Consider the following 25,244-nt stretch of genomic DNA (forward strand, 5'->3'; position numbering starts at 1 on the left):
GGCTCAGACCACCCTGACGTAACTCGTCATGCCCGATTTCTGGTGCTCGATGATGTGGCAATGCAGCAGCCAGTCGCCGGGATTGTCGGCGACGAAGCCGAGGCTCACCTTCTCATTGGGCTGGATGAGATAGGTGTCCGAAATCAACGCCCGCGCCGGCCGCGTCGAGGATGACAAAACCTTGAAGCTCATGCCGTGCAAATGCATCGGATGCGATTGCGGCGTCAGGTTCTCCATGTCGATGACATAGCTCCTGCCGAGCTTCAATTCGGCCAGCGGCGCGGTTGGATCGGGCGTATCGCCCGGCCACGGCACCTTGTTGATCGCCCAGAAACTGTAGCCGAGCGAACCGCAGATGCTGTCGCTCGGGACGTTCTCCGCCGTGGCGCTGAGCGACAGGGAGATATGCTGGGCCGAGCCGAGATCCACTTCCGCCACCGGATTCACTTCCAGCGGCGCAACGTCGCGAACGTCCCGCTTGAGCGAGTTGCCCGTCGCGCGCAGCGTCGCTAGAACCTTGGGCTTGGTGCCCCTGACGTCCCGCAAGCTGACGATCGCGCCCTCATCGTCAGGCATGCGGATGGCGAGTTCCATGCGCTGTCCCGGTCCAAGCAGCAAGGCATCGGGCGCAAAGCGCTCCGGCACCGGATTGCCGTCCAGCGCCATCACCATCGCTTCGGCGCCGTCGACGCGAAAGGCATAGATGCGGGTGACATCGGTAATGGCGATGCGCAGCCGCACCAGCCCGCCGGCGGGCGCGTCATATTGCGGCTGATCGAGCCAGTTGGCGGTACGCACCGTGCCGTAAGTGCCGGTTCTCGCGGCATCGCGCGGCCGGAACTGGTCGATGAACTGGCCGTCGTCGCCAAGGCGCCAGTCGCGCAGGTTGAGGACAAACTCGGCGTCGAATTCCGGATCGTTCGGGTTTTCAACCACGATCACGCCGGTCAGGCCGTGCCCCATCTGCTCCAGCGTGTTGCAGTGCGGGTGATACCAGAAGGTGCCGGCATCGGGCGGCGTGAAGGCATAGTCGAAATGATCGCCGGTGTAGACGTAAGGCTGCACCAGGAAGGGCACGCCATCCATCTTGTTCGGCAGGCGAATGCCGTGCCAGTGGATGGTCGTCGGATCGTCGATGGCATTGTCGAGGCGCGCGGCAAAGGGTTCGCCTTTTTTCATCCTGAGCACCGGCGGCATTCCGGCGTTGCCGTAAGTCAGCACATTGTTGGTCTGGCCGACATCCATCAGCTTCGCCTGGATTTTCGCCGTCCGCAGCACCACCGGCTCAGGCGCGGACGCCGCCCAGCCGCCAATCCTGCCCATGGCGGCAAGCCCGAGCCCGCTCGCACCGGCAACGGCGGCAGTTTTCAGCAGTCCGCGGCGTGTAAATACGGTCATGTCGCACTCCAACGGAAAAGCTGACTGCTCTTCGCAACTTTGCCGTCATAGCCGGACACGCATGCCTTGCCAACGGCCCGGTCGCGGCCGCCCTCCTCCTGTCAGTGCCATGAGGCCAGCAGGGCTGGACTCATTCCGGTCGATGGCGGCTGGTCGGTGCCTTGCGGCGAGTCTATGCCTGATCCACGCTTTCCAGGAAGCGGGCGAAGATCGGGTTGAAGCGGTCGGGAGAATCCCAGAACGGCGCATGGCCCGATTTGTCGAGCAAATGCGCCTTGCCTTCCCACAGGTTGGAGAACTTGACCGTTGAGACAAAATCGGTGTTCACGAAAGGCTCGTCGATGCCATTGAGAACGGCGATCGGAGGCGTCTTGCCGGCGACGATCTCGCGCTGGTTGCGGCCTGTGCCGGCGGCGAATTTCTCGAACATCAGGCGCCGCGCCCGCCCGTCGGTGCGCGCCACCGTGTCGAGGAGGAACGGTTCGAACGGTTCCCCGCAAGTGCTGCGCGCATAGGCCTCGACATCAGCGGCGGTGAAGGCCTCTTGTCCGGCAAGGTGCATATGTGGACTCGACTTGAAGCCGTTGCCGACCTCCTCGGGCGCTACCGGTGGAGTGCCTGATATCATCAGTCCGAGCAGGCCAGGATAACGGTCGATCATCTCCAGCCCGATATGACCGCCGAGCGACCAGCCGAAGACGATGCCCTTGTCGATACCGAGCAGGCCGAGCACTTCGGTCATCGCATCGGCATAGCCTTCCATACTGTAGGAGCGGTCCGGATCGATCGCATTGCCGGAAGCCCCGTGGCCCGGCAGATCGGGGGCGATCATGTGGTAGCGCTCGCCCAGCGGGCTCTCGAGCTGGTTGCGGAAAACGGCACCGGAAGACGAATTGCCGTGGATCAGCAGGACGGCGGTGCCTTTGCCGCCGGTCTCGCGAACGGCGATCCTGCCGTGACTGGTTTCAAGGGTCTTCTGCGCGATCGTCATCTTTGGCTCCGTCTGGAATCGCCCTGTTTCGAAGCAGTTGCACAACAAAGCGCCGCCGCCTCCCCAACCCCTGCCATAACATTTTCCCGGTCTCGTGCCGTTGAAAAATCCTTTTCAAGGAACAACAATTGTGCGTAGATTGTCAATTATCCAACTCCCGATGAACGGGAGGAAAACAGGGAACGGCACGATGAAATCCAAATTCGCAGGCAACAGACTCCGCCATATGCTGATGACCACGGCCCTGATCGCGGCGTTTGCCACGGCAAGCGCCCCCGCTTTCGCCGATGTCGTCAAGATCGGCCTGCTGGCGCCGATCACGGGCCCTGCCGCGGCGGACGGCCAGGAATTCCAGCGCGGCGTGCAGATGGCAATCGATGAGGCGAATGCCGCCGGCGGCGTTGCCGGCAACACATTCGAACTGGTGGTCGGCGACGTCAAGGATCAGTCCGCCGGCAACGTCACCAGCGCGGTCGAGCGCCTGCTTGGCGATCCCGGCGTGCAATTCATGCTCACCGGCTACGCCAGCCTGACGAATTTCGAGATCGACAACATGGCCGAGGCCGAGATGCCCTACATGCTGGCGGCCACCTCGCAGCAGACGAGGGACATCATCGCGCCGAGCCCAGACAAGTACATGTGCTGTTGGTCGCTAACGCCGTCCTTCGACGCCTACAACACCGACGTCACCTTGTTCGTCGAGAAACTCGCGGCCGACGGCAAGATCACATTGCCGACCAAGAAGGTCGCCATCATCTCCTCCGACAACGCCTATTCGAAGACCATCTCGGAGGGCATGAAGAAGACTTTCAAGGAGAAGGGCTGGACTATCAGCGTCGATGAGATCGTGCCCTTCGGCGAAGTCACCGACTGGCGTTCGATCCTGGCCAAGATGCGCGAGAATGTCCCCGATGTCGTCATCAACACCGACTATCTGCCGGGCAATTCGGCGTCTTTCCTGAACCAGTTCCTCGAACAGCCGACCAAGAGCCTGGTCTTCCTGCAATATGCGCCGAGTGTTCCGGAATTCGTCGAACTCACCGGCAAGAAGTCGAATGGCGTCATCTACAATCTCCTCGGCGGGGCGCTGACGACGCCGAAGAACCCGCGCGCCGACGAGGTGGCGGCCAAGTTCAAGGCCAAATATGGCGTCGAGAGCGGCACCTATGGCGTCGGCCTCTATGAAATGACCAACGTCTATTTCGACGCGGTCAAGAAGGTCGGCGGCGCATCCGACCACGCCGCGATCATGAAGGCGCTGTCGGAGACCGACAAGCAGGTCGCCGAGGGCCGGCTGAAATTCGATCCCGCCACGCATCTCGCCACGCAGGGCGACGACTATATCCCGATCACCTTCTTCCAGATCTGGGACGGCCAGCGCACGCTGATCTCGCCGGAAAAATACGCCACCGGTGCCTTCAAGCCGCAGCCCTGGATGCAGTGAGGCATGGCCCTGCTTGAACTGGACGACGTATCGAAGGCCTTCGGTTCGCTGAAGGCCGTCGATGGCGTGTCGTTCAAGGTCGAGGCCGGCGAGATCTTTGGCATCGCCGGCCCTAACGGCAGCGGCAAGAGCACGCTGTTCAACATCATCACCGGCATCCCGTTCGGGCCGGACAGAGGCCACATCCGCTTTGACGGGACCGCGATCAACGGCAAGTCTGGACATGCCATCGCGCGCCTCGGCCTTGCCCGCACCTTTCAGCGCGAAACCAGCTTCGACGGCCTGACCGTATTCGAGAACGCGCTGATCGGCGCCAGCTACGGCAGAAAGGAGAAAGCTGCAGCGGCAGCCGCCCGCGAGGCGGCCGCAGAGGCACTGGAGTTTGTCGGCTTGGGTTCAGTGTCCTTCGGGCGGCTGGCCGGCGAGCTTTCCGTCTTCGAGCGCAAATGCCTGATGCTTGCCACCGCGATCGCCATGCAGCCACGTATGCTGTTGCTCGACGAACCGGCATCGAGCTTGACCAAGCCCGAGATCGAGACGTCGATCGGTTTGATCCGCCGCACCGCCGAACGCGGCATCACCATCCTCCTGATCGAGCATGTGCTGACCTTCCTGATGAGCCTGTCGCAGCATCTGCTGGTGCTTAACAATGGCCGCGTGCTCGCCGCTGGCGAGCCGGCAAGCGTGATCGCCGACCAGCGCGTCATCGAGGCCTATCTCGGAACCAGGAGGGCGGTGGCGTGAGTCCCATCCTCACCGTCGAAGGCGTCACCGCCGGCTATGGCCGCGTCACCGTGCTGCACGACATTTCGCTGGAAGCTGGCCGCTTCGGCAATGTCGGCCTGTTCGGACCCAACGGCCATGGCAAGACGACCCTGTTGCGCACCGTTTCCGGCCTGCTGCGGCCGAAGAACGGCCGTATCCAGTTCGACGGGCAAGACATAGCAGGCCTCAACGCCCGCGCCATCGTCGGCGCCGGCCTGATCCACGTGCCGCAAGGCAACCGGCTGTTTCCCGACCTCTCCATCGCCGACTGCATGGCGCTCGGCGCCTATTCACCGCGCGCCCGTCCGCATGAGGCGGAGAACCGCGAGAAGGTGATCAAACTGTTCCCGAAGCTGGCGGAACGCTGGCGCCAGCGCGTGCGCACGCTGTCGGGCGGCGAGCGCCAGATGGTGTCGATCGGCACGGCGCTGATGAGCCATCCGCGCCTCCTGATCCTCGACGAGCCGACGCTTGGGCTGGCCCCCAAGATCAAGGACGAACTCTGCGCCTCCGTCATGGACATTTCGCGCGGCGGGGTGCCGCTGATCGTCGTCGAGCAGGATATCGAGTTCCTGCTGGAACTGACGCAGCAACTCTACCTCGTCAACCACGGCGCGGTGGCGACCGAGATCAAGCCGGGCGAGAGCCTCGACCACGGCGAGATCATGTCGATGTATTTTGGCCACTAGGAACTCGGTATGAGCGCATTGGCGGAAATCCTGTTCGGCGGCCTGTTCCAAGGTTCGCTCTACGCCATGATGGCGGTCGGGCTCGCTTTGGTCTGGACGACGATCGGCGTGTTCAACTTCAGCCATGGCGTGTTCATGATGCTGGGCGCCTATGTCGCCTGGCAATTGGTGGAACTCGGCCTGCCGGCGGCGGTGGCCTTTCCCGTCGCCGTGATCGTCATGGCCGGCGTCGGCTGGATCCTGCAGGCAAGCGTCGTGCGGCCGCTGATCGGCCGGCCCAATATCGTGCTGGTCGTCGTCATCACCACGCTTGCCGCCGGATCGCTGATCGAGAACGGAGCGCTCACCATCTGGGGGCCGCGCTCCAAGCAGATTCCGGCGCTGGTCGACGGCAACGCCATCATCGGCGGCGTCGGCGTTTCGCTGCACCAGATCGCCATCATCGTCATCACGCCGCTGATCCTGGCGGCGTTGTGGATGTTCCTCAACCGTTCGCGCCTCGGGCTGGCATTGCGTGCGGTCGCGCAGAACGAGGACGCCAGCCATCTGGTCGGCCTGAATGTCACCGCGCTCTACGGGCTGGCCTTCGCCATCGCCGCTTCGCTGGCGGGGCTCGCCGGCATCTTCATGGGCGGCTATCGCTTCATGTCGCCCGTGATGGGCTCAGACCCGCTGCTCAAGGCGCTGATCGTCGTCGTCTTCGGCGGCATATCGAGCATATCGGGGCCGATCTTCGCCGCCTATCTGATCGGCTTTTTCGAGGCCGCCTGCAGCTATTATTTCGGCCTCTACTGGACGCCGGCATTGCTGTTCGGCGTGCTGATCCTGACCCTGATGGTACGTCCCGAGGGCATTTTCGCCAGCCGCTCGCGAGGCCTCGCATGACCGACACGACCTCGCCGATCACCCAGATCCGCACAGCGGCGGCAACCCCGATCGCACCTGGCCGCACGCCGTGGAAGCACGAAGCCATCGGATTCGTGCTCGGCTTGGCCGTGCTGGCGCTGCTGCCGCTCGTCTTCGGCGACACCTATGCCCGCCACATCCTGATCATGGCCTTTATCTACGCCATCGTGGCGTCGAATTGGGACCTCAGCCTCGGCTATGGCGGCGTCTTCAATTTCGGTCATCTGGCGCTCTTCGGCATCGGCGTCTACGCCTACAGCCTGCTGACCAAGCTGGCCGGGCTCGATCCGTGGATCGCGCTGTTTGCCAGCGGCATCATCGCCACGCTTGCCGCGATCGTGGTGACCATCCCGATCCTGCGCCTGAAGGGCATCTATATCATCCTGGTCACCTTCGGCTTCGCGCAATTGGTCATGCAAGTGATCCTCAGCCAGTCCGACATCACCGGCGGCACGCAAGGGATCGTGCGTATCCCCGGCCTCTACTGGTTCGACCACAATATGGTCCGCGACGCCAAATTCGCCTATTTCTATATCGCGCTGGCGCTGCTGGTGGCGAGCACGCTGTTCCTGCGTGTGTTCGTGCGCTCGCGCGCCGGCGCCAGCATCGTGGCGCTGCGCGACAATGAGGAATACGCCGTCAGCCGCGGTGTCTCGATCGTGCGCCAGCGCATGCTGACGCTTGCGGCAAGCGCCTTCTTTACCGGCATCGCCGGGGCCTTCTATGCCGCCTACCAGCGCAACGCCTCGATCGACGTGTTCGGCATGAGCCTGGCGACCATCATCCTGTCGATGGTGCTGCTGGGCGGCACCAGCACCATCTACGGCGCCATCGTCGCCTCTTTCGTGCTGACGGTTTTCGCCGAGTGGATGGCTGATTTCGGCGCATGGCGCCCAATGATCACGGCGGTTCTGATCATCGGCGTGATGCTGGCCTATCCCAGCGGACTGGCCGGCATGATCAAAGCGGCTTGGGGTGCCGTCGCCGGGCGGATCAACCGCCCGGCGTGACCACCTGAAAAGCAAGCTTCTCAGCGCACGCCGCACCAGTCGATGACGGATGCCGCGATCACCTTAGCGGTCTCGACCACCGATTCCACTTCGACATATTCGTTGGCGCCATGGAAGCCGTCGCCCGACGGACCGAAAATGACACCGTCGACACCGGCGCCAGCATAGTGCGCTGCATCACACACGGCGACGAAGCCGCTTGTCTGAGGCGCCTTGCCGATCGCCGCCTTGCGTTTCATCAGCGACGTCACCAGCGGATGGTCGACCGGCGTGTTCATCGGCGGGAAATGCAGCCCGCCGAGCTCCCACTGGATGGCAGGCGGGTTGTCGCGCAACCAGGCGTCGGTTTGCGCGAAATGATGGACGAACGCTTCGAAGTCGCGGCGGTATTCGGCTGAATTCTCATCCGGCAGAAACTTCATGTCGAGATCGAGCACGGCAACATCGGGGATGATGGCCGGGTTGGTCATCACCGTCGGCAGGCCGTGTTCGCCAAGGCCCGTTCCGCCATGCATGACTCCGATGTTGATCGTGTTCATGCCGACCGGCAGCAGCGGATGGGACTTTGCCCGTGTCCGGTCGAGCTCGTATTGGCGGACGGCGGCAATGAACCGCGCCGCGATCTCGATGGCGTTGACACCCGGCTTCAGCCGGTCCTTGTCGTGCCGTTGCGGGTAGATTTCGTTGTAACGCAGCGCCGAATGCGCGTTGCGGCCACGGATCGTCACCCGCGCCCATTCGAGCCCGCCCTCGACCGGGAGGACATCGCCCCAGGTCGGCTCGGCGACAAGCACCGCCTTGGCGAGTTTGCCCTTCTTGACCGCATCCATGGCGCCGAAGCCACCGGCCTCCTCGTCGACGACGGAGTGGACGGCCAACCGGCCTTGCAGTGTGATGCCCGCCTTGCGGATCGCGTGCGCGGCGGCGACGCAAGCCGCGACGCCGCCCTTCATGTCGACCGCACCCCGGCCGTAGAGCCGGCCATTCGTGATCTCACCGCCGAACGGATCGACCGACCAGTCCTTCATCTCGCCGACCGGCACGACATCGATATGCCCACACAGGATCAGGCTGCGCTCCTCGTTTCCAGCCCATTCGCCGACCAGATTGGGCCGGCCGGGCAAGGCGTCCCACTGTTCGGTCTTGAAGCCATCGTGCTTGAGGATCGGCTCCAGCAGAGCCTGGACATCCGCCTCGCGGTTGATCGCCGGATTGGCCTCGAATTTGGGATTGACCGAAGGGATGCGGACCATGTCGCGGACAAGCCCGATCAGCCAGTCGCGGTCTCTCTCGATTTCAGCCTGCACGGCATCGATGATCGTCTGGGCGTCAGCCATGATTATTCCTTCCTCGCACCGCCGCGCCGGGCGCATCGGTGCTATTTCCTGGTGGTTCTTGGTTTGGCGGTTTCGTTGTCGGACGGCGACAAGGCGGCATCGAGGGTGACGGCATTGGCGCTGCGGATCTTCTCGATGTCCTCGATGCGCTTGCGCACCCCGGCGCCATGGCCTTCCAGCGCATGGGCGAAAACGGTCTCCATCTGAGCCACGGCGGTCGCCAGCGTGTCGAAGGGCGAGTTGGCGTCGATCGCCGCGACCATCGTCAGGTCGGCGACGTCAGCGATCGGCGACAGCCACACATCGGTGAACAGCAGGAGGGAGACGCCGCGTTCCTTCGCCTGCCGCGCAAAGCTAACCACGTCCGACTGGTAGCGCCGGTAGTCGAACACGACGAGAAGGTCGCGCTTGCCGAGGTCGATCAGCAAGTCGAAATCCGCCGGGCTCAACGAGCCGATGTCGCGCACGCCGGAGCGGAACTGCAGGAGATAGCCGGCGAGCATGGAGGCGATGTGGCGGCTGAAGCGGCCGCCCAGCAGGACGACCTGGCCCTTGGTCTCGAGCAGCAAATTGACAGCGCGTGTATAGGCCTGCAGGGGGACCGCCGTGCGCGTGCGCTCCAGACTGTCGGAAACCGAATGGAAGTAGGCCAGTGCCGTGCCCTCGCTGGAGCCGCCGGGACGCTTGGCCTCCATCATCAGCAACGGCGAATGCAGTCTTGATTCGACTTCCGTCAGCAGCCGCGCCTGGAAATCGGCAAAGCCGACATATCCGAGCTTGGTCATCAGGCGGGTCACGCTCGGGTCGCTGACTCCGGCGCGTCGCGCCAGCCGGGTCGCCGTTCCCAGCCCCGACATCGGATAATCGGCGAGCAGGACCTGAACGATCTTTTCTTCCGCCGACGTGAAAGCCAAGGTGGTGTTGGCCAACTCTTCGCGGATCGACATGGTCATCGCCTCTCGCCAACGGAAAGACGATTATCTTACAATTTCATACAAGATTGTCAAATTTGGAAAATATCTTACAGACTTGCGCGTCGACCTATCTGAATCTGGCGATGGGCAGGAATTTCACAGCGGAGCCGGTGAAGCGGCGGTGATCGGACGTCTGTCCTCGTGGCTGGAAGCCATCGAGATAGACCTGCTCCGGCGCCGTGCGGATGAAATTGGCGGCAATGACGGTCGCCGCTGTCGAGCCGGTTCCGGTGATGCGGCGCCCGGTCTCAACCGATTGGCCGGTCGGCGCCGCTGGCAGAATGACGGCGGTGGCTTCGGGATCGAGACGTGGCTGGACACGGTCGGCCTTGGGGCTGGTCCTGACACGATCTTCAGGTTTCGATGCAGGGACTGCAATCCGCTGTCCAGCCAGCGAATCGAGGCTGTCATCGACGTGATGCGTGGCCAGCAAGGCACCGATTGCATCGGCGGATTTGGCCGCCTCCGGTTGACGCGCGGGGCCCGTCTGGTCTTGCGGTCGCCATGTCGGGACAGGGATGTTGAGCGCCAGCATGTCCGGACCGGCAATCGCGGGGGCGGCATTCATCCTGGCCACGGGATTTTCGGCACCGGTCGCCGCCGGTTCAACCCGCGCGGTGGATGCGCTGCTGGCTACGCCGAACGGCACGGCTTGCGGGGTTGGAATGGTGGCGGCGAACCCGGGGCGCGGTGCGAAAGCGGGTATCGGCACCGTGCCGGGCGGCATCGCCATGACGATCGCTTCAGGCGTCTTTGCAGACGTTTCTTCAGCCGGATCGGCGGAGGGGGTCTGGACGTCCGCCCGCTGGGCTGCCTCCGACGCCACGATAGCAATGCCCTGGCCAGCCGTCTTGGAGTCGCCAGGCATCTTGGGATCACCGGCCGTTTTAGGTTCAACTGACTTGGTCGGCTTGCGTGGCGCAGGCGCCGCTTCCGCGGCATCGTCCGCTTCATCCGCGCCGCGCCCACCCAAAAGCGTCGCCAGCAGGCCGCGCGCTGGCCTGCGTTGGCCGCGGTCGGCGCTGGCCAGTTCGATGTTGGGCGTGCCGGCGGCCTTGCGTGACTCGTAGGCGGCAAACGCCTGCTCGTAGCCAGGCAACGGTTTGCCGTCGCTCGGCACATGCAGCGTGTTGCCGTTCGGGAAGACCCTGGCGAGTTCCAGGCGGCTGATGCCAGGCCAATGCCGCACATTGCCGACATCCATATGAATGAACGGCGAACCGGAGGTCGGATAATAGCCGACGCCGCCGCCCTGCATCTTCAGGCCGATGTCGCGCAACTTCTTCAGCGGCACGTCAGGCAGGAAGAAGTCCATGGCGCGGCCAACCATGTGCTGGCTTTCGCGGGCCACGCCCTTCGAACGACCGCGCAGCATGGCGTTGGTGGCCGGCGAGCGATAGGCGCTGACCACATGGATATAGGCCGTCGAGCCGCTGGCGCGATAAGCCTGCCAGACCAGGTCGAGCAGGCGCGGGTCCATCCTGGTCGGCTCGTTGCGGCGCCAGTCGCGCAGCATGAAGTTGATCTTCTTCAGGCCCGCCTGATCGTAGCGCCCATCGCGCTTGAAGACGATCTCGGCCTTCTCGCCCGTATGAAGATGCTGAATCCGCAAGGCGCGCGTCTCGGCGAACGCATCGGTGACACACATGCAAACCAACGCCATCGCAATGGCCGGCAACCATGTCCAACGACGGGAAGCGCCGAGCGGGTTTTGTTCGCTTTCAATCCCATTCATGCCTTGCACATCGTTCCTGTTTCAGGCGATTTGACGTCTTCGCTCAGATGAGGAGCTTTCGTTCGGCACTCTCCCCGGCAATGACTTAACCAGCCGGACAGGCAGCCGTCCGACAACCCGACATGTCGAAGAACAGCATCTTGGTTAACGAATCGTGTCATGCCGAGCATGCGTTCGACCGATGAGGGCGCGCCACCGGCAAGCACTATAGACCTGTTCACATTGCCGGCGGCCATCGATTGGTGATGAAATTGTGCTGCCGCGCCTTGTCGATCGGCCTCGCGGGGACGCCGACCGCGGTGCTCCCCGCCGGAATATTCCTGGTGACAACGGCACCCGCGCCGATAAGCGAGCGGCTGCCGATCGTGACCTCCTCTACGATGCACACGTTTGGGCCGATATAGACCTCGTTCCCTATCGACGCGGATTTGCCAAGCGTCGCCCCGATCGTCACATACTGGGATATGTTGCAGTTGTTGCCGATCGTTGCCGTATGATGGACCACGCACGGGCCGCCATGGCCTATGTAGAAGCCATGGCCGATGCTGGTCTCCACGGGGATTTGTATGCCGAATTTCCTCATCTTCAGCGAGAGGAAGAGACGGGCTATCCGGCACACGACGGAATTGTCCGACTGCGCGATCCGGTGCCCGGCGCATGCCGTGACTTCATCGCCTGTCCGTGCCGGAAAGACGGTGTCACAGGCCGCGTTGTTTGCAGGGTGTCTGGTGCTGCGAGAGAGGATTGAACTCTCGACCTCTCCCTTACCAAGGGAGTGCTCTACCACTGAGCTACCGCAGCCGCTGATGGCGGGGCTTCTGCCATATCGAACCGGCAAGCGCAAGGCCAAGAACAACGCTTCTGTGAATGGCTTTGCCGGATAGCTTTTATTGACATGGCGGCGCCACAATGTTGGCTATCCCTGAAAGCGGGTTGGCCGGGCGCCAGCCGTGGCGGGACAATGAACGACAAGACAAATCCACCGAAGAACAGCGGAACAACCCGCAAGAACCGGCTCGCCGAGCAGTTGCGGGCCAACCTGCAGAAGCGCAAGGCGCAGTCGCGCTCGCGCCGGACAGGCGAGGCCGACCAGCGGCCCGACGGGCTCGGCGCGGCCAAGGAAATGAAGAAAGATTAACTCAAATCGGCCACTCTTCGGCCGGGGTGGGCGAAATCCTATTTCTTGAACCAAATTGGTCAATGGTCTAGACGGGCCGATACTCAAACGATTGAACCGGCCCTTTTCTGGCCGAGAGGGACAGTCTCCATGGATCGCATCAGAATTGTCGGCGGCAACAAGCTTGCCGGAAGCATTCCGATCTCGGGCGCGAAAAACGCCGCCCTGCCGCTGATGATCGCCTCGCTTCTGACCGACGACACGCTGACACTGGAAAACGTGCCGCATCTGGCCGATGTCGAGCAGTTGATCCGCATCCTCGGCAATCATGGCGTCGATTATTCGGTCAATGGCCGCCGTGAGAAGCAGAATGAGGGCTATTCGCGCACCATCAACTTCTCCGCTCGCAACATCGTCGACACGACGGCGCCTTACGAACTGGTGTCGAAAATGCGCGCCTCGTTCTGGGTAATCGGCCCGCTGCTGGCCCGCATGGGCGAGGCCAAGGTGTCGCTGCCCGGCGGCTGCGCCATCGGCACGCGCCCGGTCGATCTGTTCCTCGAAGGCCTGCAGGCACTGGGCGCCGACATCGATGTCGATACCGGCTACGTCATCGCCAAGACCCGGAACGGCCGCCTCGTCGGCAACCGCTATGTCTTCCCGAAAGTCTCGGTCGGCGCCACCCATGTGCTGATGATGGCGGCGTCGCTGGCCAAGGGCGAGACGGTGCTTGAAAACGCCGCCTGCGAGCCCGAGATCGTCAATCTCGCCGAATGCCTGAACGCCATGGGCGCCAGAATTTCCGGCGCCGGCACGCCGACCATCACCATCGACGGCGTCGAAGCGCTGTCGGGCGCGCGCGTGCGTGTCATCCCCGACCGCATCGAGACCGGCACCTATGCTATGGCGGTGGCAATGACCGGCGGCGACGTCGTGCTGGAAGGCGCACGACCGGAGCTGCTGCAGACGGCGCTCGACGTGATTTCCCAGACGGGCGCGGAGATCACCCAGACCAATTCCGGCATCCGCGTGAAGCGCAATGGCGCCGGCATTTCACCCGTCGACGTGACGACGGCCCCCTTCCCGGCCTTCCCGACCGATCTGCAGGCGCAGTTCATGGGCCTGATGACCATGGCCAAGGGCAAATCGCGCATCACCGAGACGATCTTCGAAAACCGCTTCATGCACGTCCAGGAACTGGCTCGGCTCGGCGCCCACATCACGCTCTCGGGGCAGACGGCGATCGTCGACGGCGTGGCGAAGCTGAAGGGCGCGCCAGTCATGGCGACCGATCTTCGCGCTTCCGTGTCGCTGGTCATCGCCGGCCTGGTGGCCGAAGGCGAAACCACGGTCAACCGTGTCTATCATCTCGACCGCGGTTTCGAGCGGCTGGAGGAAAAGCTGTCCAACTGCGGCGCGGTGATCGAACGTATTTCCGCCTGACGGTCGGACAGCAGCAACTTCTGGCAAAGGGCGGCTCATAGCGCTGGCGCCCGTCTGCCCGCAGCGCAAACCCGAGGCAATGCCTCGGGCGGACGTCGTGGGGTGGTTGCACCGACCGGAAAGACCGCCTAACAGAGGCTGAAGCCAACCTGTAGGTCGAAAATCCGGATGACCGCCCTCAAGCTTATCGCGCTCGACGACCAGGATCTGAGCATCGTCTCGGCCCATCTCCAGGACGCCGTGATGAAGGTCTCGGACCTCGAATTCCTGCCCAAGGCCAAACGCTTCGTCCTGACCATGAACCGTTTCGTGTGGGAGGCCAAATCCGGCCTGTTTCGCCAGCACAATGAACGACGGCAGGCCGTGCTGCATTTCGACCGGGTGCTGGGCGCCAAGACCAACGGTATCGCCCGCGACAAGCCCGCCGAAATTCTCTCCTTGCTGGCGATCAGCTTTATCGAGATCAGCAAGCCCGCGGGCATCGTCGAACTGATCTTTTCGGGCGGCGGCACAATCATGCTCGATGTCGAATGCATCGAAGCCCGCCTTGCCGATATTGGCGGTGCGTGGGAAGCCACCTCGCGCCCCATCCACAGGGCTTGAGCATACGATGGCCATCACGCTTGCCCAGTCCGACGCCGATTTCGAGCAGCGTTTCGCCGCGTTTCTCACGACCAAGCGCGAGGTGTCGGCCGACGTCGACGCCGTGGTGCGAGACATCATCGCGCGCGTGCGTGCCGAGGGCGATGCGGCACTGATCGACTACACGCGGAAATTCGGCGGAGGCGACCTCGCCAAGCTCGGCATTGCCGTCTCGGCGGAAGACATCGCCGGCGCCTATGCCGAGGCCGATCCGGCCACGGTCGAGGCGCTGAAATTCGCACGCGACCGCATCCGGTCCCATCACCAGCGGCAAAAGCCCCAGGACGAACGCTACACGGATGCCGTCGGCGTCGAGCTCGGCTCGCGTTGGACGGCGGTCGAAGCGGTCGGACTCTATGTGCCGGGCGGCACGGCAAGCTATCCGAGCTCGGTGCTGATGAACGCCGTGCCGGCCAAGGTAGCCGGCGTCGAGCGCATCGTCATGGTCGTGCCGGCACCGCACGGCGTCGTCAACCCGCTGGTGCTGGTGGCGGCGGATATATCGGGCGTCTCCGAAATCTACCGCGTCGGCGGCGCGCAAGCGATCGCGGCACTCGCCTATGGTACGCAGACGATAAAGCCCGTCGCCAAGATCGTCGGTCCAGGCAATGCCTATGTCGCCGCAGCCAAGCGGCAGGTGTTCGGCACGGTCGGCATCGACATGATCGCCGGCCCTTCCGAAGTGCTCGTCGTGGCGGACAGCGACAACGATCCGGACTGGATCGCCGCCGATCTGCTCGCCCAGGCCGAACATGACGTGTCGGCGCAGTCGATCCTGATCACCGACGACCCAGCATTCGGCAAGGCGGTCGAACGGGCGGTCGAACGCCAGCTGCGGAGCCTGCCGCGCGCGGAAACGGCGGCCCAGAGCTGGCGCGATTTCGGCGCCGTCATCCTGGTTGCGACGGTCGAGGCCGCGCTGCCGCTGGTCGACCGCATCGCCGCCGAACATGTCGAGCTGGCCATCGAGGATGCCGAAGGCTTCCTGGCGAAGATGCGCAACGCGGGCGCGGTTTTCCTCGGCCGCCACACGCCCGAGGTCATCGGCGACTATGTCGGCGGCTCCAACCACGTGCTGCCGACGGCGCGCTCGGCGCGCTTCTCGTCGGGCCTGTCCGTGCTCGACTTCGTCAAGCGCACCTCGGTCCTCAAACTCGGACCGGAGCAGTTGCGCGTGCTGGCACCGGCGGCGATCGCACTCGCGCAGGCGGAAGGGCTTGACGCGCATGGCCGCTCTGTCGCCATACGGCTGAACATGTAGGCCGGTATGACGGGCTCCGGTCAAACCCGCGCAAAACTGATCGATGTCGAACTCGATGAATCGATCGGCCGTTCGACGCCCGATGTCGAGCATGAGCGGGCGGTGGCGATCTTCGACCTGATCGAGGAGAATAGTTTTCAGCCTGTCAACGACAGCGGTGCGGGTCCCTACCGGCTGAAGCTGTCGCTGGCCGAGTCCCGCCTGGTCTTTGCCGTGGCACGCGAGGACGGCACTGCCGTCGTCACCCACATCCTGTCGCTGACGCCGCTCAGGCGCATCGTCAAGGATTACTACATGATCTGCGAGAGCTACTACGACGCCATCCGCTCCTCGACGCCGAGCCATATCGAGGCGATCGACATGGGCCGCCGTGGCCTGCACAATGAGGGCTCGCAGACGCTGATGGATCGGCTCTCCGGCAAGATCGACATCGACTTCGACACGGCGCGACGGCTGTTCACGCTGGTCTGCGTGCTGCACTGGCGGGGCTGATCCTGGCCCCCGGCGCCCTGCCCCGCTCGGTTCTGTTCCTGTGCGGCATGAATGCCGTGCGCTCGCCGATAGCCGAGCAGTTGGCGCGCCGGATGCTGCCCGCCACCGTCTTCGTCGCCTCGGCCGGCGTGCGCGCCGGCGAGCGCGACCCGTTCGTCGATGCCGTGCTTGCCGAGGACGGGCTGTCGCTGGGTGAGCGTCATCCAAGGACGCTGAACGATCTCGAGGACGACTATTTCGACCTGATCGTGACACTGGCGCCGGAGGCCCACCATGCCGCGCTCGAACTCACGCGCTCGCTTGCCGTCGAGGTGGAATACTGGCCGACGCCGGATCCGACCGATGCCGGCGGCACGCGCGAACACATCATGGCCAGCTATCGCGACGTGCGCGAGCGGCTGAAAGCCCGGATCTACAGCCGGTTCACCGTTCCGAGGCCTGGCGATTAAGCGTGTTCACAAGCGACAGATTATCATATAGGTTCCGCCGAAATTCCAGCCGGGGCGCTGGAACTGCCATCCAAGCAAAGGTATCGAATGCCGAAGGAAGAAGTCCTCGAGTTTCCGGGTATCGTCACGGAATTGTTGCCCAACGCGATGTTCAGGGTAAAGCTCGAAAACGAACACGAGATCATCGCCCATACTGCCGGCCGCATGCGCAAGAACCGCATCCGTGTGCTGACCGGCGACAAGGTTCTGGTCGAGATGACGCCATACGACCTGACCAAGGGCCGCATCACCTACCGCTTCAAGTAAGATCAAGACCCGGCCGGTAAAGCGATGAGCATTTTGCAAAAGCTGGTGCTTGCCTCGGGTTCGCCGCGCCGCATCGAACTCTTGCAGCAGGCCGGCATCGAGCCGGACCGCATCCTGCCAGCCGATATCGACGAAACGCCGCTGCGTGCCGAGCATCCGCGCTCGCTGGCCAAACGGCTGTCGAAGGAAAAGGCCGAGAAGGCGTTCGCGTCGCTGAAGTCCGAGACGGACCATGCGCCGAGCTTCGTGCTGGCGGCCGACACGGTGGTCGCCGTCGGGCGGCGCATCCTGCCCAAGGCCGAGACGCTGGATGACGCCGCCAACTGCCTCGGGCTGTTGTCCGGACGTTCGCACCGGGTCTATTCCGGCATCTGCCTGATCACGCCAGGCGGCAAACTGCGCCAGCGACTGGTCGAGACGCGGGTGCGTTTCAAGCGGCTGCCGCGCGAGGAGATCGACGCCTATGTCGCGTCCGGCGAATGGCGCGGAAAGGCCGGCGGCTATGCCGTGCAAGGATTGGCCGGCGCCTTCGTCGTCAAGCTCGTCGGCTCCTACACCAACATTGTCGGCCTGCCGCTCTACGAGACGGTGGCGCTGCTGTCGGGCGAAGGTTTCAAGACGCATCAAAACTGGTTGTCCGCGCGACCATGAGCCTCGACGACAAGGTCACGCCCCTGCGGCCCAAGCGCCCGTGCCCGGAATGCGGCAAGCCATCGGCGCGCGAGACCTATCCATTCTGCTCGACGCGCTGCAAGGACATCGACCTCAACCGCTGGCTGAAGGGTGCCTATGTCATCTCGGCCCGCGACGACGAGGAAGAACCGGACGCCGACGAGCCGAAGTAGACGAGCGCCGGTCAGGCGGCTTCGTTCTTGCGTTTGACGCGCGCCCAGGCCGGCAGCCAGTCGCCATGTGCGGCCAGGAGATCATCGACCAGTGACCAGATCTGGTCGAGATCGAGTTCGGCCGCGGTGTGCGGATCCATCATCGCCGCGTGATAGATGTGGTCGCGGTTTTCGCTCATCAGCGCCCGCACCGTCAGTTCCTGTACGTTGATGTTGGTGCGGATCAGCGCCGTCAATTGCGGCGGCAGGTCGCCTATATAGGTCGGCTGGATGCCGGACGCATCGACCAGGCACGGCACTTCGGCGGCGCAATCACGCGGCAGCGAGGTGATGCAGCCATTGTTGCGCACATTGCCGTAGATGACCGACGGTTCGCCGGTCCAGACCGAATTCATGATCGAGGAGGCATATTCCTTCGACTCTTCGACCTCGATGCGCTGGGCCGAGCGGTAGGCCCGCGCCTGGTCCCTCCAACGCTCGATCTGTTCGACGCAGCGCTTGGGGTATTCATCGAGCGGAATGCCGTATTTCTCGATCAAATCGGGACGGCCGTCCTTGATGAAATAGGGCGTGTATTCGGCGAAATGCTCCGAGCTCTCGGTGACGAAATAGCCCAGCCGCGTCAGCATCTCATAGCGCACCTTGTTCGGACAGCGCGGATTCCAGCCGGGTTTGGGCGCGCCGCCTTCGCGATAGCCACGCACGAGATCGGGATAGAGGTCGCGATAGGATCCATCCGGCTGGCGATGCTCGAACTGCAGGTAGAAAGCCATGTGGTTGATGCCGGCCGAGCGGTAGCGGATCTCGTCATAGGGAAGGTCGAGATCGTGTGCCAGTTCCATCGCCGTCCCTTGCACCGAGTGGCACAGCCCGACCTGCCTGATCTCGGGATATTTCTCCGAGATCGCCCAGGTGTTGATCGCCATCGGGTTGACATATTGCAGCATGATGGCCCGCGGGCAGACGGCAAGCATGTCCTCGCAGATCTTCCACAGATGCGGCACGGTCCTGAGGCCGCGCATGATGCCGCCGACGCCGAGCGTATCGGCGATGGTCTGGCGCAGGCCATATGTCTTCGGCACCTCGAAATCCGTGACGGTGCAGGGCTCATAGCCGCCGATCTGGAAGGCGACGACGACGAAATCGGCGTCCGCCAGCGCCTTGCGCTGGTCCGTGTAGGTCTCGGCCATCGCCTTGACGCCGAGTGTGGCGATCAGTTTGTTGACGACGACGGCGCTTTCTTCCAGCCGCTGCGGATTGATGTCCATCAGCGCGATCGTGGCGCCCGAAAGCGCCGGGCGCTGCAGCACGTCGCCGACGATGTTCTTCATGAACACCGTCGAGCCGGCGCCGATGAAAGTGATCCTGGGATGTCTTGCCACGTTAACCTCCGGCATATGTTCAGGCCACGTCGAAAGCGGCCCTGACGAGCCGTTCGGTGTAGGCGGTCTTGGGATTGGTGAGGACCTGGTCGACGGGTCCCTGCTCGACGATCTTGCCGTGCTGCATGACGATGACGCGGTGGCACAGCGCGCGCACCACCTTGAGGTCGTGCGAGATGAAGAGATAGCTCAGGCCGCGCTCGTCCTGCAGCTTGCGTAGCAGGTCGATGATCTGCGCCTGGACGGAGAGATCCAGCGCCGATGTCGGCTCGTCGAGCAGGATGAATTCGGGTTCGAGCGCGATGGCCCGGGCGATGGCGATGCGCTGCCGCTGGCCGCCGGAAAATTCATGCGGAAACCGCGACAGGATATCGCCCGGCATGCCCGCGCTGACCAGCGCCTCGCGCACCCGCTCGACCCGCTCGCGCCGTGTTGCGCCAATGCTGTTGACGACCAGCCCTTCCTCGATGATCTGGCCGATCGTCATGCGCGGGTTGAGCGAGGAGAACGGGTCCTGGAAGACGATCTGCATGCGCGACCGCAGCGGCCGCATCTGCGCTCGCGACAGGCCATGGATCGGCTGGCCATCGAAGCGTATCTCACCGCGTTGCGCGTCGGTCAGCCGGAGCAGCGCCTGGCCGAACGTGGTCTTGCCGGAGCCGGATTCGCCGACCAGCCCAAGCGTCTCATGGCGGCAAAGCTTGAGATCGAGGTCGTCGACCGCGACCAGTTCACGCCAGTCCGGCTTCAAGAACGTGCCGTGGCGCAGCATGAAGCAGACGCGCACGCCATTCGCTTCGAGGATGGTGCCACAGCCCTCGGGCAACGGTTGCGGCCGTCCTCTTGGTTCGGAGGCAAGCAATCGCCGGGTGTAGGGATGCCGCGGATCAGCGAACAACCCTTCGGTGACGTTGTGCTCGCACATTTCGCCATGCTGCATCACATAGACGTAGTCGGAAAACTTGCGCACCACGGTGAGGTCGTGGGTGATCAGGATTACCGCCATCCGCAGCTCTTTCTGCAGATTGCGTATCAGGTTGAGGATCTGCGCCTGGACCGTGACGTCGAGCGCGGTCGTCGGCTCATCGGCGATCAGCACGTCGGGATCGTTGGCGAGCGCCATGGCGATCATCACGCGCTGCCTTTGCCCACCCGACAGCTGGTGCGGATATTGCTTGAGCCGCGCCTCGGGCTCGGGAATCTGCACATGCCGCAGCAGTTCCAGCGCCCGCGCCCAGGCTTGCTTGCGGCTCACCTTGCGATGCACCCGGATCGCTTCGACGATCTGGCTGCCGACCGTGTAAATCGGGTTGAGCGAGCTCATCGGCTCCTGGAAGATCATCGAGATGCGGTTGCCGCGCAGCTTGCGCCGGGCGCTCTCGGGGAATTTCAGAATGTCCTGTCCGTCATAACAGACGCTCGATTTCGGTGACACCGTTGCGCGGCGCGACAGCAGGCCCATGACGGTGCGCGCCGTCACCGACTTGCCGGAACCGGATTCGCCGACGATCGCGATCGTCTCGCCGCGATAGAGCTGGAACGAGATGTCCTTGACCGCCTCGACGGTACCGTGCTCGACCTTGAAGGCGACCTCGATGTTGCGGGCGTCGATGACGGGCTCTCCCTGGCGCCCATCATGATCGAGGCGAAAGGCTGGTGCGAAGGGCTCGGCGAGTACGACGGTCATTCCTGTCCCCTCAATACGGATCGACGGCATCGCGCAGGCCGTCGCCGAGCGCGTTGAAGGCGAAGACGGTGACCAGCACGAAACCGACCGGCGACAGGATCCAGGGATAGGTACCGATGACGGAATAGGTCGCGGTGTCCTGAAGCATCAGCCCCCAGGAGATCAGGGGCGGCTTGACGGCAAAACCGAGGAAACCGAGGAAGGATTCGAGCAGCACAACCGTCGGGATGGCCAGCGTCACGGCGACGATCACGTGGCTCATCACATTGGGGAAGATGTGCTGCAGGATGATGCGCCGGTCGGTGGAGCCGACCGCCATGGCGGCGCGCACATATTCGATGCGCGCCAGCGCCAGTGTCTTGCCGCGCACCTCGCGCGACATCTGCGCCCAGCCCAACGCCGACATGACGATGATGACAAAGCCGAGGAACACATTGGTCGGCGCGGTGACAGGGATCAGCGTCGTCAGCGCCAGATAGAGCGGCAGTTGTGGGAAGGCGAGCACCAGTTCGACGAAGCGCTGCATCCAGACGTCGAACCGGCCGCCGAAATAGCCCGACACCATGCCGACAGTGGTACCGATGGCCGTGATGATGAAGACCACCGTCAGCGCGATCATCAGCGAGACGCGCGAACCATGGATGGCGCGCGACAGCACGTCCCGGCCGAATTTGTCGGTGCCGAGGAAATGCACCGGCTGGCCGTCCGTCGAGGCGAACAAGTGCCGGTTCGCCGGGATCAGCCCGAAGAGCTTGTAGGGCGCGCCCTCGACGAAGAAGCCAAGCAGCCTCGGGTGGTCGTAGTCGGGGCCGACGATGGGCTGGAAGGTGACCGGATCGAGATCGGCCGAATCGGCCAGCGCATAGACCCTAGGCCGCGCGACGAAATTACCATCCTTGTCGTGGAAGGACGGCAGCTGCGGCGGGGCGAAGCCGACATCGGTCGCCTTCGGATCCATCGGGGCCAGGAATTCGGCGAACGCGGCCATCACCAGCAAGAGCACGACCAGCCAAAGCCCAGCCATCCCGGTCCAGGAGCGCTTCAGCCGGCGCCAGACAAGCGCCATGTAGCTCTCATTGCCGCGTGCGGGCGCTACTGTGGCTCGCTCGGCCGGCAGTGGCGGTGGTGAAGGCTCTCGCGCCAGCATCTAGCCCTCCCCGAACTGGCGCACGCGCGGATCGAGCAGGACGAGCAGCATGTCGGCGATGATGTTGCCGACGATCAGCGTCGCCGACAGCACCATCATGAAGGTGGCTGTGACATAGACGTCGCCGACCGCCATCGAACCGACGATCGCCGGACCGACGGTCGGCAGCGCGAAGATGATCGCCGTCTCGATCTCGCCGGTCAGCATGTATGGCAGCACCACGCCCTGGTACATGACGAGCGGATGCAAGGCATTGGGCACGGCGTGGCGCATGACGACGGCGCTGCCCGTCAGGCCCTTGGCCTTGGCTGTCTCGACATATTGCGCGTTGAGCGTGTCGAGCAGATTGCCGCGCATGACGCGCATATTGTAGGCAAGGCCGCCGAAGGTGGCGATCGCCACCACCGGCCAGACATGCTTGACCAGGTCGACGAATTTGGCCCACGACCATGGCGCGCCGCCATATTGCGGTGAGAAGAATGAGCCGATCTCCGACACGTTGAACTGGAAGACCAGGAGATAGACGATGATCAGCGCCATCAGGAAGCGCGGCACCGTCATGCCGAGGAAGGCGATGGCCGACAGCGTGGAATCGATCCAGGTGTATTGCCGGGTCGCGGCCCATATGCCGAAAGTGATGCCGAGCACCGAGGCGAGCAGATGGCAGACCAGCGCGAGCAGCAGCGTGCGCGGCAGGCGCTCGCCGACGACCTCGGCCACCGGCTTGTTGTAATAGAGGCTGTAGCCGAAATCGCCGCGGGTGACGACGCCGCCGATCCAGTTGAGATACTGGACGGGCAGCGGCTTATCGAGGCCGTGTTCGACGCGATAGGCCTGGGCCTGTGCGTCGGCCTCCGCGAAGGAGGCTCCGCCCTGGTTGATCAGCTGCGAGCGGATGTAATCGGCATAATCGCCAGGCGGCGCCTGGATGATGGCAAAGGTGACGAGACTCAAAATAGCGAGAACCGGGATTGCCGACGCTATGCGCATGAGCAGGAATCGCAGCATGGACGGTCCGCTTCCTCATCTCGCCGGACGCTCCCCTGGAGGGGCGTTCGGAGGGTTGGTTTGTCCCGGCCGCGCCATCGACGCGGCCGGGTGTCTCTCAGTCAGGGAGGTAAACTTGCATCGGCCCTTAAACTTACATCGGGCCCTTGTCTCCAGGCTTGCCGGGAAGCTCTTCGGGGAACAATTCGTATTTCGCCTGTTTGTCGGCCGCGACGAAGACCCGTTCGCGGATGATCGAATCCTCGGCCCAGTTGAACATGAAGATCGGCGTGCCTTGCGGGATGTTGGAGAAGCGCTTGTTGACGATCAAGGCGCCGGGATATTCCGTCAGGCCGACATTGTAGACGTGCTCGGTCGAGATCCTCTGGAAGTCCCGCATCAGACTGGCGCGCTGGCTGTTGTCCGCCGACGAGACGAACTTGTTGACGATGTCGACGAGGTCCTTCTCGAAAGGCATCAGGTCGACCTCGCCGCTTTCCGGCGCGCGGTGATCCCAGCTGGTCTTGGGGCCGACCGGAGCGAGCTGCACGGTGTTCTGCACCACGGAAGTCAGCTCCTGCTCATTGCGCCGGATCAGCCAGTCGAAGCGGCCTGAATATTGCGTGGCATCGCGCTGGGTGCCGTTAAGCCCGTTGAGCACGATCCGGAGGCCAAGCTTCTCCATCTGCGCGACCACGCCTTCGGCGAGGCTCTTGTCGGTCGTGTAGTCGTTGTTGACCAGCATCACGATTTCGACGTTCTTGCCGTCGGCGGTACCGGCCGGGAAGTTGACGATGCCGTCACCGTCCGTGTCCTTCAGACCGGCCTTGGCGAGTTCGGCCTTGGCGCCCTCGAGGTCGAATGGATAGTAGACGGTGGACTTGCGGTCATAGAAGCTGGTGCCCGAGGAGAGGCCGCCTGGATAGATCGCGGTGAACGGCCCCTTGACGAGGGAATCGCCCAACGCCTTGCGGTCAAGCGCCATGGTGACGGCCTTGCGGAAATCCTCGTTGCGGTTCAGTTCGCGGATCGCCTGGCCGCGCTCGTCCGGATTGCCCCAGCCATTGGCGGAGAAGTTCAGGCGCAGATTGTAGCCGATCAGCCGCGGGCCGAAGGCAAGGCGCGCCGGCGCGTTCGCCTCCGCCGCGCGCTTCAGCGAGGCGACGAAGTTTTCCGGCTGCTCGAGGTTGGAGAAGTCGCCGGCGCCGGCGACCGCCTGAACGTCGCGGTCGGCCCAGGTCGACAGTTTGTAATGCAGCTCGTTGAGATAGGGCAGCTGGTTGCCCTTCTCGTCCACCTTCCAATAGTAGGGATTGCGGCGCATGACGATGATGTCGTCGGCCCGATATTCGACCGGCACCCAGGCGCCCATGACAGGCATGTTCATATATTCGGGCGGGAAAGCGTTCTTGAACTGGTCGTAGGTGTTCTTCGAATATTTCGGGTGCTGCGGCTTCAAAATGTGTGCGGGACCGGGACAGAAGGTGCCATAGGCCATTGCGTAGAGGTGCTGTTTCGGGAAGGCGTCCTTGAAGGTCCATTCGACCGTGTAGTCGTCGATCTTCTTCAGCGTCGTGCCGACGCCGAAGGTTTCCTGGGTGGCGCCATTGAGCGGCGAGACGTTGGGATCCATGACCTCGTCGTCCCAGTAGAACATGACGTCGTCGGCGTTGAACGGCACGCCGTCGGACCATTTGGCACCTTCGACGAGATGCATGGTCAGCTTGTGGCCATCGGCTGACCAATCCCAGCTTTTGGCAAGATTGGGCAGCGGCTCGGTGTCCTTCGCCTCGACCTGGAACAGCGGCGCGGTGCGCGTCAGGCACTCGGAAAGACCGATGTCGATGCCGCCCCACCCTTGGGTCTGGCCGGCGCCGTAGTTCCAGCCTTCGGGCCGGCCGCCGATGACATGGCGCATCGTATCGCCGTAGACGCCGATGCCGTCCGGCATGTTGGCGGTCTTGAAGACAAGCGGCTCTTTCGGCAGCCGATCTTTCACCGGCGGCAGCTTGCCGGCCTTGACGTATTTTTCCGTGACCCAATCGGGCTCGTGATAGTCGGGCAGCGCCTTGAACTCCAGGATGGAGTCGCGCGGCACGTACTTGATCTTGCCCTCGGCCGGAAACGTCGCCGGAACCGGTGGGATTGTCGGCTCGGAAGCGAAAGCGTTGAGCGCCGGAACGGAGACGCTCAGCGCCAGTCCGGTGGCAATGCCAATGCTGCGTAGGTTCCTCATT

The 25,244-nt window shown here is 63.5% G+C and carries 25 protein-coding genes and 1 tRNA gene; 14 read left to right on the top strand and 12 right to left on the bottom strand.

Features of this window, described 5'->3' with window-relative positions:
• Positions 1 to 3 precede the first annotated feature (3 nt).
• Positions 4 to 1,398 carry a multicopper oxidase family protein gene (locus LB555_RS15020; protein WP_224683162.1) on the bottom strand — a complete coding sequence of 465 codons (1,395 nt, stop codon included), beginning with the start codon at positions 1,396 to 1,398 and terminating at the stop codon, positions 4 to 6.
• A 172-nt stretch (positions 1,399 to 1,570) separates the two neighbouring features.
• Positions 1,571 to 2,389: an alpha/beta fold hydrolase gene (locus LB555_RS15025; RefSeq protein WP_224683163.1), complete on the bottom strand. Its 819-nt coding sequence runs from the start codon at positions 2,387 to 2,389 to the stop codon at positions 1,571 to 1,573.
• Between the two features lie 190 nt (positions 2,390 to 2,579).
• Between LB555_RS15025 and LB555_RS15030 the strand changes: the two genes are divergently transcribed.
• Genes LB555_RS15030 through LB555_RS15050 form a run of 5 tightly spaced genes read left to right on the top strand, consistent with a single transcriptional unit; the run spans position 2,580 to position 7,203 of the window.
• Positions 2,580 to 3,833, top strand: coding sequence for an ABC transporter substrate-binding protein (locus LB555_RS15030; protein WP_224683164.1), 1,254 nt, complete (start codon positions 2,580 to 2,582; stop codon positions 3,831 to 3,833).
• Positions 3,834 to 3,836: 3 nt separating this feature from the next.
• The gene (locus LB555_RS15035) at positions 3,837 to 4,577 is read left to right on the top strand and encodes an ABC transporter ATP-binding protein (RefSeq protein ID WP_140614675.1); all 741 of its coding nucleotides are present in this window, start codon (positions 3,837 to 3,839) and stop codon (positions 4,575 to 4,577) included.
• Positions 4,574 to 5,287, top strand: coding sequence for an ABC transporter ATP-binding protein (locus LB555_RS15040; protein ID WP_224683165.1), 714 nt, complete (start codon positions 4,574 to 4,576; stop codon positions 5,285 to 5,287). Before LB555_RS15035 ends, LB555_RS15040 begins: the two co-directional genes overlap by 4 nt.
• A gap of 9 nt (positions 5,288 to 5,296) precedes the next feature.
• A complete protein-coding gene (locus tag LB555_RS15045) occupies positions 5,297 to 6,172 on the top strand; it encodes a branched-chain amino acid ABC transporter permease (RefSeq protein ID WP_140614677.1) in 876 nt (291 codons plus the stop codon).
• The gene (locus LB555_RS15050) at positions 6,169 to 7,203 is read left to right on the top strand and encodes a branched-chain amino acid ABC transporter permease (RefSeq protein ID WP_015316274.1); all 1,035 of its coding nucleotides are present in this window, start codon (positions 6,169 to 6,171) and stop codon (positions 7,201 to 7,203) included. The genes LB555_RS15045 and LB555_RS15050 overlap by 4 nt, the downstream gene beginning before the upstream one ends.
• Before the next feature lie 20 nt (positions 7,204 to 7,223).
• Here the strand turns inward: LB555_RS15050 and LB555_RS15055 are convergent, their stop codons facing one another.
• The 5 genes from LB555_RS15055 to LB555_RS15075 form a co-directional block, all read right to left on the bottom strand.
• Positions 7,224 to 8,540 (bottom strand): M20 family metallopeptidase, encoded by a 1,317-nt coding sequence (locus LB555_RS15055; protein WP_224623185.1) that lies wholly within the window; start codon positions 8,538 to 8,540, stop codon positions 7,224 to 7,226.
• 41 nt (positions 8,541 to 8,581) lie between these two features.
• The gene (locus LB555_RS15060; RefSeq protein ID WP_140876788.1) at positions 8,582 to 9,487 is read right to left on the bottom strand and encodes a MurR/RpiR family transcriptional regulator; all 906 of its coding nucleotides are present in this window, start codon (positions 9,485 to 9,487) and stop codon (positions 8,582 to 8,584) included.
• Between the two features lie 94 nt (positions 9,488 to 9,581).
• Positions 9,582 to 11,249: a DUF882 domain-containing protein gene (locus LB555_RS15065; RefSeq protein WP_224683166.1), complete on the bottom strand. Its 1,668-nt coding sequence runs from the start codon at positions 11,247 to 11,249 to the stop codon at positions 9,582 to 9,584.
• A gap of 217 nt (positions 11,250 to 11,466) precedes the next feature.
• Complete coding sequence (locus tag LB555_RS15070) at positions 11,467 to 11,868, bottom strand: serine O-acetyltransferase (protein ID WP_224683167.1); 402 nt, start codon at positions 11,866 to 11,868, stop codon at positions 11,467 to 11,469.
• 107 nt (positions 11,869 to 11,975) lie between these two features.
• Positions 11,976 to 12,050, bottom strand: a tRNA-Thr gene (locus LB555_RS15075).
• Between the two features lie 160 nt (positions 12,051 to 12,210).
• Here LB555_RS15075 and LB555_RS15080 point away from each other — a divergent pair.
• The 9 genes from LB555_RS15080 (at position 12,211) to yacG (ending at position 17,804) form a co-directional block, all read left to right on the top strand.
• Positions 12,211 to 12,387, top strand: a complete 177-nt coding sequence (locus tag LB555_RS15080) for a hypothetical protein (RefSeq protein ID WP_015316270.1) — start codon at positions 12,211 to 12,213, stop codon at positions 12,385 to 12,387.
• A gap of 129 nt (positions 12,388 to 12,516) precedes the next feature.
• Positions 12,517 to 13,809, top strand: a complete 1,293-nt coding sequence (gene murA / locus LB555_RS15085; RefSeq protein WP_224683168.1) for a UDP-N-acetylglucosamine 1-carboxyvinyltransferase — start codon at positions 12,517 to 12,519, stop codon at positions 13,807 to 13,809.
• 168 nt (positions 13,810 to 13,977) lie between these two features.
• Entirely contained in the window at positions 13,978 to 14,412 is a 435-nt protein-coding gene (locus tag LB555_RS15090) for a DUF2948 family protein (RefSeq protein WP_015316268.1), read from the top strand.
• Positions 14,413 to 14,419: 7 nt separating this feature from the next.
• Positions 14,420 to 15,712 (top strand): histidinol dehydrogenase, encoded by a 1,293-nt coding sequence (hisD, locus tag LB555_RS15095; RefSeq protein WP_140715864.1) that lies wholly within the window; start codon positions 14,420 to 14,422, stop codon positions 15,710 to 15,712.
• Positions 15,713 to 15,718: 6 nt separating this feature from the next.
• Positions 15,719 to 16,204, top strand: coding sequence for a UPF0262 family protein (locus tag LB555_RS15100; protein WP_015316266.1), 486 nt, complete (start codon positions 15,719 to 15,721; stop codon positions 16,202 to 16,204).
• Entirely contained in the window at positions 16,192 to 16,653 is a 462-nt protein-coding gene (locus LB555_RS15105) for a low molecular weight phosphatase family protein (protein ID WP_224683261.1), read from the top strand. The genes LB555_RS15100 and LB555_RS15105 overlap by 13 nt, the downstream gene beginning before the upstream one ends.
• An 87-nt stretch (positions 16,654 to 16,740) precedes the next feature.
• Complete coding sequence (infA, locus tag LB555_RS15110) at positions 16,741 to 16,959, top strand: translation initiation factor IF-1 (protein ID WP_006329283.1); 219 nt, start codon at positions 16,741 to 16,743, stop codon at positions 16,957 to 16,959.
• A 24-nt stretch (positions 16,960 to 16,983) separates the two neighbouring features.
• Positions 16,984 to 17,610 carry a Maf-like protein gene (locus tag LB555_RS15115; RefSeq protein ID WP_015316264.1) on the top strand — a complete coding sequence of 209 codons (627 nt, stop codon included), beginning with the start codon at positions 16,984 to 16,986 and terminating at the stop codon, positions 17,608 to 17,610.
• A complete protein-coding gene (gene yacG, locus LB555_RS15120) occupies positions 17,607 to 17,804 on the top strand; it encodes a DNA gyrase inhibitor YacG (RefSeq protein ID WP_023772777.1) in 198 nt (65 codons plus the stop codon). Before LB555_RS15115 ends, yacG begins: the two co-directional genes overlap by 4 nt.
• A gap of 11 nt (positions 17,805 to 17,815) precedes the next feature.
• Here yacG and LB555_RS15125 read toward each other — a convergent pair whose 3' ends face one another.
• The 5 genes from LB555_RS15125 to LB555_RS15145 all read right to left on the bottom strand — a co-directional run bounded on the left by LB555_RS15125 (position 17,816) and on the right by LB555_RS15145 (position 25,243).
• Entirely contained in the window at positions 17,816 to 19,186 is a 1,371-nt protein-coding gene (locus tag LB555_RS15125) for an alpha-glucosidase/alpha-galactosidase (protein WP_224683169.1), read from the bottom strand.
• Positions 19,187 to 19,205: 19 nt separating this feature from the next.
• Positions 19,206 to 20,873 (bottom strand): ABC transporter ATP-binding protein, encoded by a 1,668-nt coding sequence (locus tag LB555_RS15130; RefSeq protein WP_224683170.1) that lies wholly within the window; start codon positions 20,871 to 20,873, stop codon positions 19,206 to 19,208.
• 10 nt (positions 20,874 to 20,883) lie between these two features.
• A complete protein-coding gene (locus LB555_RS15135) occupies positions 20,884 to 22,020 on the bottom strand; it encodes an ABC transporter permease (RefSeq protein WP_224683171.1) in 1,137 nt (378 codons plus the stop codon).
• A complete protein-coding gene (locus tag LB555_RS15140; RefSeq protein WP_140821278.1) occupies positions 22,021 to 23,028 on the bottom strand; it encodes an ABC transporter permease in 1,008 nt (335 codons plus the stop codon).
• A gap of 133 nt (positions 23,029 to 23,161) precedes the next feature.
• Positions 23,162 to 25,243 (bottom strand): ABC transporter substrate-binding protein, encoded by a 2,082-nt coding sequence (locus LB555_RS15145; RefSeq protein ID WP_224683172.1) that lies wholly within the window; start codon positions 25,241 to 25,243, stop codon positions 23,162 to 23,164.
• Between the last annotated feature and the right edge of the window lies 1 nt (position 25,244).

The organism is Mesorhizobium sp. BR-1-1-10, from assembly GCF_020165595.1.
Taxonomy (GTDB): domain Bacteria; phylum Pseudomonadota; class Alphaproteobacteria; order Rhizobiales; family Rhizobiaceae; genus Mesorhizobium; species Mesorhizobium australicum.